This is a genomic window from Methylobacterium segetis (assembly GCF_004348265.1).
Taxonomy (GTDB): Bacteria; Pseudomonadota; Alphaproteobacteria; order Rhizobiales; family Beijerinckiaceae; genus Methylobacterium; species Methylobacterium segetis.
Window position 1 is genome coordinate 40,650 of the sequence record NZ_SMNT01000038.1, and the last position, 8,204, is coordinate 48,853.

Here is an 8,204-nt window from a genome sequence, read left to right on the forward strand (position 1 = left end):
TGTCATTGGCTTCGGGCCGGCGCGACCGGCAGGTCGACGCTCCCGGTCCGGACGAGCTTGCCCCAGCCGACGAAGGTTCCCCGAAGGGCCGTCAGCAGGGTTCGGATGGCAGTGGCGTAGAGAAGCTGGCGGTAGCAGAACCGCTGCAGGACGAGGAGCGGCAGCAGGCGCCACTCCGTCGACTGCCCGTGCAGGAGCAGGGCGGCGGTCCCGGCGAGGCAGTCGAAGATCTGGAAGATCAGCCAGTAGGCCGCGAGCAGCTCGAGCGTCTCGTGCCCGTGGCCCCTGGATCCCGTCGCGAGGATGTCGACGACGCTGGTGATCACCGTGAAGACGAGGATCAGATCCATCAGCGGCGCGAGCAGGGTGAACAGGAACTGGAACAGGAGGACGTTCGGGACGAGGATGAAGGAGATCCCGCACGGCCTCCGCAGGCTCGCGCCGGCGTGTTTGTAGGCGACCTGCAGGGTGCCGAACATCCAGCGGAAGCGCTGCTTGAGGAAGGCGCCGAGCCGTTCGGGCGCCTCGGTGAGGGCGCGGGCCCGGGGCTCGCACACGACCTTCCAGCCCGCGAGCTCCAGGGAGATCGTGAGGTCGGCATCTTCTGCCAGCGTGTCGGAGGAGTAGCCTCCGACTGAAAGCAGGGCCTCCCGCCGCCACGCGCCGATCGCACCGGGGACGACGCCGATGGCGTTGATGAGCTCGAAGGCCCGGCGGTCGAGATTCTGGCTCAGGGTGTATTCGAGCGCCTGGAAGCGAGTGATGAGCGTCTTCCGGTTGCCCACCGAGACGGTCCCGGCGACGGCGCCGATCGCCGGGTCCGCGAAGTGGAGCGCCAAGTGCTCGATCGCGTCGGGCAGCAGCACCGTGTCGCCGTCGATGGCGACGATGATCTCGGCCGATGTCTTCTGGAGACCGAAATTGAGCGCCGCGGCCTTCCCCCCGTTCGCCTTGGTGTGGATCTGGACCGCGGGGTTCCCGGCATAGGCCATGCGCACCACCGACGCGGTCCCGTCCGTCGATCCGTCGTCGATGACGAGGATCTCGATTCGCTCCGCGATGGTGGAGGCGAGGAGCGTCTGGATCGTCTTCAGGATCACGATCTCCTCGTTGTAGGCCGGCACCAGGACGGCGATCCCCCGCGGCTGCCAGTCCCCTGCCGCGACCCGGTGGCCGCCCCGGAGACGGTGGGCGGTGGCGCCGATGATGATCAGCGTCAGTCGGAAGATCGCGAGCACGGAGGTCGTGATGGCGATGATCGGGAGGGCATCGCCGGACCATGACGCCGCTTGCGACCCGGCGCGCCAAGCTTCGGTGCTCAGGAACTCCGTGAAGCTCGGCGCCCGCGTCGGCGGCATCACGGCGTCGCGCGGCTTGCCGACGAGTTCGTGCGTGGTAACGAACCGGAAGCCTTTCGCGTGAAGCTGGTCGATGATCTCGGGCAGCGCGTCGATGGTCAGCTGCCGGTTGCCGCCGGAATCGTGCATGAGCACGATCTGGCCTCGGCCACTCGCGACGGTGCCCACGACGTGATCGACGACGTGGCTCTTGCGGACGCCTGAGAAGGAGGCGGCCGCCCAGTCGAAGGAATCCGCATCGAGCGACCCGATCTGGTAGCCGAGCTCGGTCGCGACCTCGACGAGGAGCGGCGATCTGTCGAGGAAGGAGAGGCTCGTATACGCCTCCGGCGGTCTGAACAGCGTCGTGCGGATCCCCGTCTGCGCCTCGATGACGCGCTGAGCCATGTTCAGCTCGACGGCGATGCGCTCCCGCCCGCTATCCATGAGGCGCGCGTGCGAGAACGTGTGGTTCCCGATATCGTGCCCCTCGTCGTAGATCCGCTGCAGCAGCCCCGGCACCTGCACGGCGTTGCGGCCGACGATGTAGAAGGTCGCCTTCGCGCCCTTCTCGCGGAGGATGTCCAGGATCCTCGCGGTGTAGTTGGGGTCCGGTCCATCGTCGAAGGTCAGTGCGACCATGTCCTTCGCGACCGGGGACCACGTCGCCACGCGCGCCTGCCTGGGTGCCTCCGAGATCGACTGTCCGACGATCAGGCCGATGCGCTCGTTGTAGGCGAAGCTGCGCTTGCCCGGCCCGCCCGGAGTTGCGGAGACCAGGGCCGCGTTCAGGGTGCCGAAATAGTCCCCGCCCGGCTGCAGCGTCTCGAGTGCGGCGAGCGCCTGCGCGTCGGGGAGCCTCGTTCGGCCCAGCATCGACCAGATCCCCGAATCCTCGTAGCCGAGCGCCCAGAGGGCGACGCCCGCCGGCCTGTAGGCCAGGGCTGCGCGGAGATGGTTGAAGCCGGTGACCGCATCGAGCAGCCAGACTTCGTGCGGCCGCCCCTTGTCGTCGCGATAGCGGAACGTGGCGTTGAGCGAGCGCTGGTCGAAGGTGAGGGGCGTGCCGCCGTTCTGCATCAGCATCCAGGCCGCGGGCACGGAGACCGGCTTCATCCGGCCGAGCGGCCCCCAGTCGAACGCGGCCGAGCCGATGCTGACGATGACCTTGGCCGGGTCCACGCGCGCGAACAGGCCGGCGAGCTGCGCCTCGATCCAGCCCTGGGGCGCGACCGGGGCCGGGCGGCCGTGCTGGACGTTGTCGTGCGTCGTCACGAGCACGGAGTCCGCGACCCGGGCGAGATCGCCGATGCGGGTTGCCCCATCCGTCAGGCTCGCCATGACGATCAGCTTCCGCTGCCGCTCGGCCAAGCGCTCCCGAAGGTCGCGGACGAAGTGCAGGATGACGCGCTCGTTGAAGGGGGTCCCGTCCGGAACCTGCAGCGTGATCCCGGGGAAGCCGTTCTCCTCCAGATAGGCGATGATCTCGGTGATGATCTTGCTGCGCGCGGCGCCGAGCGCGAAGGCAAGGTTCGTCTCGTGCTTGGTCAGGCTGCTGTTGATGATCGGGTAGATCTGCAGCCGCGGCGCGTTCGCCTTGAGCCACTGCGCGACCTCGCCGCTGTCGCCGTCGACCTGGATGCGGATGCGCCCGTCCTCCTGCCGCAACTCCAGCCAGTCCGGCAGCACGCCGTCGAGCTCGGCGGCGCGCTGCTTGAGAGCGTCGACCGCGTTGGCGTTCCCGGAAAGGTAGGCCAGGCGCAGGGCCTGCGCCGCCGACGCCGGAACTTGGCGGTTCGATGTCGGATTGATCGGGTCTGTCACGACGACGCGGCGCGCGACGACCGCCTGCTCAGGTGCCGCCGTCTCGGACGGCGCCGGGGCGGGCACCGGCAGGTGCGGCGCGACCAGCATTCCGTAGACGAGGGCCAGCAATCCGAGCGCTGCGAGACATGAGATCAGCAGCAGCGTGCCGTTGGTGAGGCGAGCGCGGCGGCCGCTCTCGCTGTAGAAAACAGGGCGTGCCTCCGGCCGCATGCGAAATCTCTAAGCCTTTGTTGCTCCCAAACAGCGTTCGACCGCGACATTCTCCGGAACGGCGACCTAGCCTCGGCGCAACAGATGTTAAAAGGCAGAATGTTGCAAGGCTTCGAAGTTAAATCTTTTGGTGTAGATGGACGCGCAGAGGTACTATTCTAAAATATCTTCGAGAGGTTTGACAAGTATCTGAAGTATTACGTGTAGTGCGCCGCATCATACAGATCTGGGTCGACAGTCCGCCTACCCGCCAAAGCGCCTCCGCATACCGAAAGTGGCGCAAGATGCTGAACCTAGCCTCGATCACCGTCTGTGCTTCCGAGTGCGACCGCTCCGACGCTGATCGCTCCGGCATTTCGAGACGATGATCCGGCTCGACCTGCCGACATTGGATGAGATCCATTCGGCCGCTTCCCCTGCTCTTGATCGAGCGACGAGCCCGGTTCCCCGTTGATTTCACAGTTTGATCGCTGCCCTGTCCGCAGCGCGCCTGTCGCTCGCTCTCGGCTGCGGCGCTTCTGAACACACGCGCCGCTTTACGGCTTCTGCCGGAGCGGCTTTTGGAATTCACCTGCACACCATCGCTGAAATGAAGCCGATGCCGGTGCGGTCGCGCTCCTCCGCCGCTCCCAAGCCCGCCATCTTCCATCCTGTTTGGAGGCCGCAGACCTACGGTCTTACCCGGAAGAGCTACGCAGGATCACCTTGGGGCAACCCCGCTGTCCTAGAGAAACCCGCTGCTCGATTGATCTTTGCAAGCGTTCGCCCGGCGAATGTAGCCGAGCACCGTCCGCGGAGCGCGGTGTCCCGACTGATCCATGATCCGGGCGAGATCCGCTCCCCGCTCGGCCGCTGTCGTGATGTAGCCGGCCCGCAGGCTGCGGGCCCCGAAGGTCGGGGCGTCGAGGCCGGCAGCGGTCGCACACGTCTTCACGATGTCGGCCATGGCCTGCGTCGTGACGCGTGGGGGCGGCTTGACGGTGTTGAGCGCGCTACAGTGCGAACCCGCTGTGAATGCGCCGCGGACTTCTCCCGAGCGCGAGATGGGACGGAACACGGGCCCGTCCCTCATGCCGGCCGCTTCCAGCCACTCGCGGAGGAGCGCCACCGGCCGGATCAACCTGCCGTGCGGTATCGCCGTCGCGACACCCCTGCCTGCCTCGGCGTACCGCCCCAGACTCGTACGGCTCAGACCGAACGGGAATCTTGCGTATGCACTTCGCCTCGCGGTCGTCTCCTACGGGCTCCGCTTCGGGGCCGCCGGGGCTTCGAGCGGCCAGCCGCCTGTCTCCGTCCGCATCTGAACGGGGAAGTAAGGGCAGAAGAACGTCGTTTTGGTCTTGCTCGCGATATCCTGTCCAGCATTCGGGAAGTACGGGCTGAACGCGACACTCCGATCGCCGGACGTGTGTGAGTTCGTTATCGGACTGAAGATCGGATGTTTCATGGACATGCCTTTGATCAACCGTACCAGGGCGAGACTATACACGTACGGTCTGCAGTCCGCCACAAGGACACAGTAATCACGAATGGCTAGTCCGGATAGTTCGAACCGCGCCGGCGCGGCCCACCCCCGTCGCGGGGCCTCAGAAGATCGTAACGACTGTTGGATCCGCCACCTGCCGGTAGAGGGCCGCATCATGGGCCGCAGCGCACGTGAGAAGTCTGATGCCCTGTAGCGGTTGGCCTCCGCCTCCAGATTTGCAAAGGCGAGCTTCCAGGTTCTGTCGTGGCGACGAAGAGGTAGAACTTGCCCTCTTCTATAGAGGCAGCCGTCCAAGCGGCAGCCATGTGAGCCGCCGGAAGGCGACGATGAGCGCCTCCTCCTCCGGCGTCAGGACATTCGAGCGGGGCTCCTCGGCCCTATGGCCGCGTCCGCCCTTGTCCGTCGGGCTCGCCATGTCTGCATCGTCGCCGGGCTGACGCCGTAGCGCCTGGGGGCGGCCCTCACACGCTCTTGACGGAGCTGTCGTGCGCGACGGACCGCCTCCGTCATGCGGGCGCTGCCGTGGAGAACCTGGCCGATCGCGCATCCCTCGCAGCCTCCTCAGCCCCGACTCGGGGCGACGAACCCTGCCTCATCCGGCGCGGTCCCTCAGGCGAATCGATGGGCATAGGCCCGCCGATCTTGCCGCAGGCGGTCTCGCGATTCGGGCTCACACGGCCGCCGGATCGTGACGGGGGAACGGGCCACAAAGGTACAGTTGTTGGCGGGTGTCATCATTTTGGTGGATGCCGACACCTAGTCAACAGCGGGTAATCCCAAATTTCCTGTCCCGGTGATGTTCGCTGCATCGAGTGATGAAATCCCTTGCGTGTTTCAGCTTCATTGTCCGTTCTCGGGCTCTGGACTTCGGGCGGATCGAGAGGGTGCCATCACGATCTGGATAGACGCTCCGCTCTACTCCGGAATTGTTGTTCTGTTTTCGTCCGGTCGAAGGGATTATGAACTCACCTCAGAGCGTCCGCCTGAGGCTCTTGTCGACCAACCGAGGGCCGGACATGGCGACGATCACTGGAACGAATTCGGCAGATGTGCTGGTCGGAAGCGGAGCCGGAACGGGCAACGATCTTCTGAAAGGCCTGAAAGGCGCGGACACCTATCAGTTCGGGGTCGGGAGCGGCACCGACATCGTCAGTGAGGAAGGCGGTGACGCCTCGCAGAGCATCATCGACCGCCTGTACTTCACCGGCCGAAAAGCAGTGCAGATGCTGTTCTTTCGGTCCGGTTCTGATCTCGTCATCGACGCGGGCGGCGGCGATACTGTCACCGTGCAGGGACAGTACGATTCGACGAGCACGGTGAAACGCGTAGAACAACTGAAAGACACGGGCGCATTCGAATATTCGCTCACGGCCGGTCTCGTAGGCAGCGCGGCAACCGACATCCTGGTCGGAACGGATGGCGACAACACGATGACGGGCGCCGGCGGGGACGACATCCTGTTCGGCGGCGTTGGAAACGACTCCTTGTCGGGCGGAGCAGATGACGACCTTCTTGCCGGCGGCCTGGGCAACGACAGGCTCGACGGCGGTGCCGGCATCGACACGGCCACCTATGCGGACATCAAGACAGGGGGAGTGACCGTCAGCCTCGCCCTAACCACGGCTCAGAACACGGGCGCTGGCGGGATAGACACCCTGGTCAATATCGAGAACCTGACCGGGAGCTCCGGCGACGACAAGCTGAGCGGCAATGCCGGGAACAACATTCTGGACGGCGGTGCAGGCAACGATGTTCTCGAAGGCGGTGCGGGCAACGACATCCTGAACGGCGGTGACGGCAACGACACGGCGTCTTACGCCAGTGCCACCACGGCGGTGAATGTGAGCCTGGCGATCACGGCCGCGCAAAACACGGGTGGGGCTGGCAGTGACACCCTGACCAGCATCGAGAACCTGATCGGCGGCGCCGGCAACGACACCCTCACCGGTAATGGGGGGGCAAACACGCTCACAGGCGGTGGCGGCAACGACATCCTGATCGGCGGGGCCGGAAACGATACCGCTGACGGCGGCGCCGGCGACGACACCTATCGCTACCTCGCGGCAGCGTTCGGCAGCGACGTGGGGGCCGGCCAGTCGGACACGATTGTCGCCACATCGGGCGATCACATCGACTTTTCGGCTGGCATGGAAGCCCTTCTGCGCCTGAACGGCTCAACGCTCGCAGCTCTCACGACCAACACGGCCGTCGGCCCCTCCTTCTCCGCGTCCTCGAACATCCAGTTCAAGGACGGCCGCCTGCAGATCGACGTCAACGGTGATCAGACCTTTACGGCCGGCCAGGACTTCGACATCGCCCTCCCAGGCGTGACGGCGGTGACCTACAATGCCGCGACGGACCAGTTCGATTTCGGGACCGGTCCCGCGGCTCCCCCGAGCTACACCATCGCGGTTGCACCAGCTTCGGTGGGCGAAGGCACTGGCACCAAGATCACCTACACAGTGAACCGCACCGGCGATCTGAGCCAGGCTGGATCGGTGGCGATCGACTTCTCTGGCAGCACCGCGACCAACAGCGACTATACGGTGGCTAATCTGCCCAGTAGTGGGGTGCTGAACTTCATCCCTGGGGCGAGCAGCGCCAGCTTCACGGTCACCCCGGTGCAGGACAACCTGGTCGAGTCGAACGAGACCGTCATTGCGAAGCTTGGTACGATCACCGGCGGCGGCACGCCGGGGGCGACGAGCTCCGCCACGGCCACGATCGTCGATGACGATGCCCTGGCTCCCCCGAGCTACACCATCGCGGTTGCACCAGCTTCGGTGGGCGAAGGCACTGGCACCAAGATCACCTACACAGTGAACCGCACCGGCGATCTGAGCCAGGCTGGATCGGTGGCGATCGACTTCTCTGGCAGCACCGCGACCAACAGCGACTATACGGTGGCTAATCTGCCCAGTAGTGGGGTGCTGAACTTCATCCCTGGGGCGAGCAGCGCCAGCTTCACGGTCACCCCGGTGCAGGACAACCTGGTCGAGTCGAACGAGACCGTCATTGCGAAGCTTGGTACGATCACCGGCGGCGGCACGCCGGGGGCGACGAGCTCCGCCACGGCCACGATCGTCGATGACGATGCCCTGGCTCCCCCGAGCTACACCATCGCGGTTGCACCAGCTTCGGTGGGCGAAGGCACTGGCACCAAGATCACCTACACAGTGAACCGCACCGGCGATCTGAGCCAGGCTGGATCGGTGGCGATCGACTTCTCTGGCAGCACCGCGACCAACAGCGACTATACGGTGGCTAATCTGCCCAGTAGTGGGGTGCTGAACTTCATCCCTGGGGCGAGCAGCGCCAGCTTCACGGTCACCCCGGTGCAGGAC

At 65.6% G+C, this 8,204-nt stretch carries 3 protein-coding genes and 1 pseudogene; 1 reads left to right on the top strand and 3 read right to left on the bottom strand.

Annotation, left to right across the window (positions count from 1 at the left end; all coding sequences use genetic code 11):
- Positions 1–2: 2 nt before the first annotated feature.
- The 3 genes and pseudogenes from E1J50_RS11855 to E1J50_RS28060 form a co-directional block, all read right to left on the bottom strand.
- On the bottom strand, positions 3–3,374 hold the full coding sequence (locus tag E1J50_RS11855; RefSeq protein WP_132253791.1) for a polysaccharide deacetylase family protein: 3,372 nt from the start codon (positions 3,372–3,374) through the stop codon (positions 3–5).
- Positions 3,375–4,098: 724 nt separating this feature from the next.
- Complete coding sequence (locus tag E1J50_RS27810; RefSeq protein ID WP_245516542.1) at positions 4,099–4,320, bottom strand: site-specific integrase; 222 nt, start codon at positions 4,318–4,320, stop codon at positions 4,099–4,101.
- Positions 4,321–5,115: 795 nt separating this feature from the next.
- Positions 5,116–5,400, bottom strand: a pseudogene (locus tag E1J50_RS28060) (IS481 family transposase); the annotation flags it as partial.
- A 476-nt stretch (positions 5,401–5,876) separates the two neighbouring features.
- On the opposite strand from E1J50_RS28060, the gene E1J50_RS28330 reads away from it, so the two are divergent.
- A partial coding sequence (locus E1J50_RS28330; RefSeq protein ID WP_281024560.1) for a Calx-beta domain-containing protein occupies positions 5,877–8,204 on the top strand: 2,328 nt, incomplete at its 3' end.

What these genes read in the sequence shown, in the direction of transcription:
- E1J50_RS27810 (WP_245516542.1), bottom strand. Translation starts at nt 4,320, where the DNA reads ATGGCCGACATCGTGAAGACGTGTGCGACCGCTGCCGGCCTCGACGCC.
- E1J50_RS11855 (WP_132253791.1), bottom strand. Translation starts at nt 3,374, where the DNA reads ATGCGGCCGGAGGCACGCCCTGTTTTCTACAGCGAGAGCGGCCGCCGC.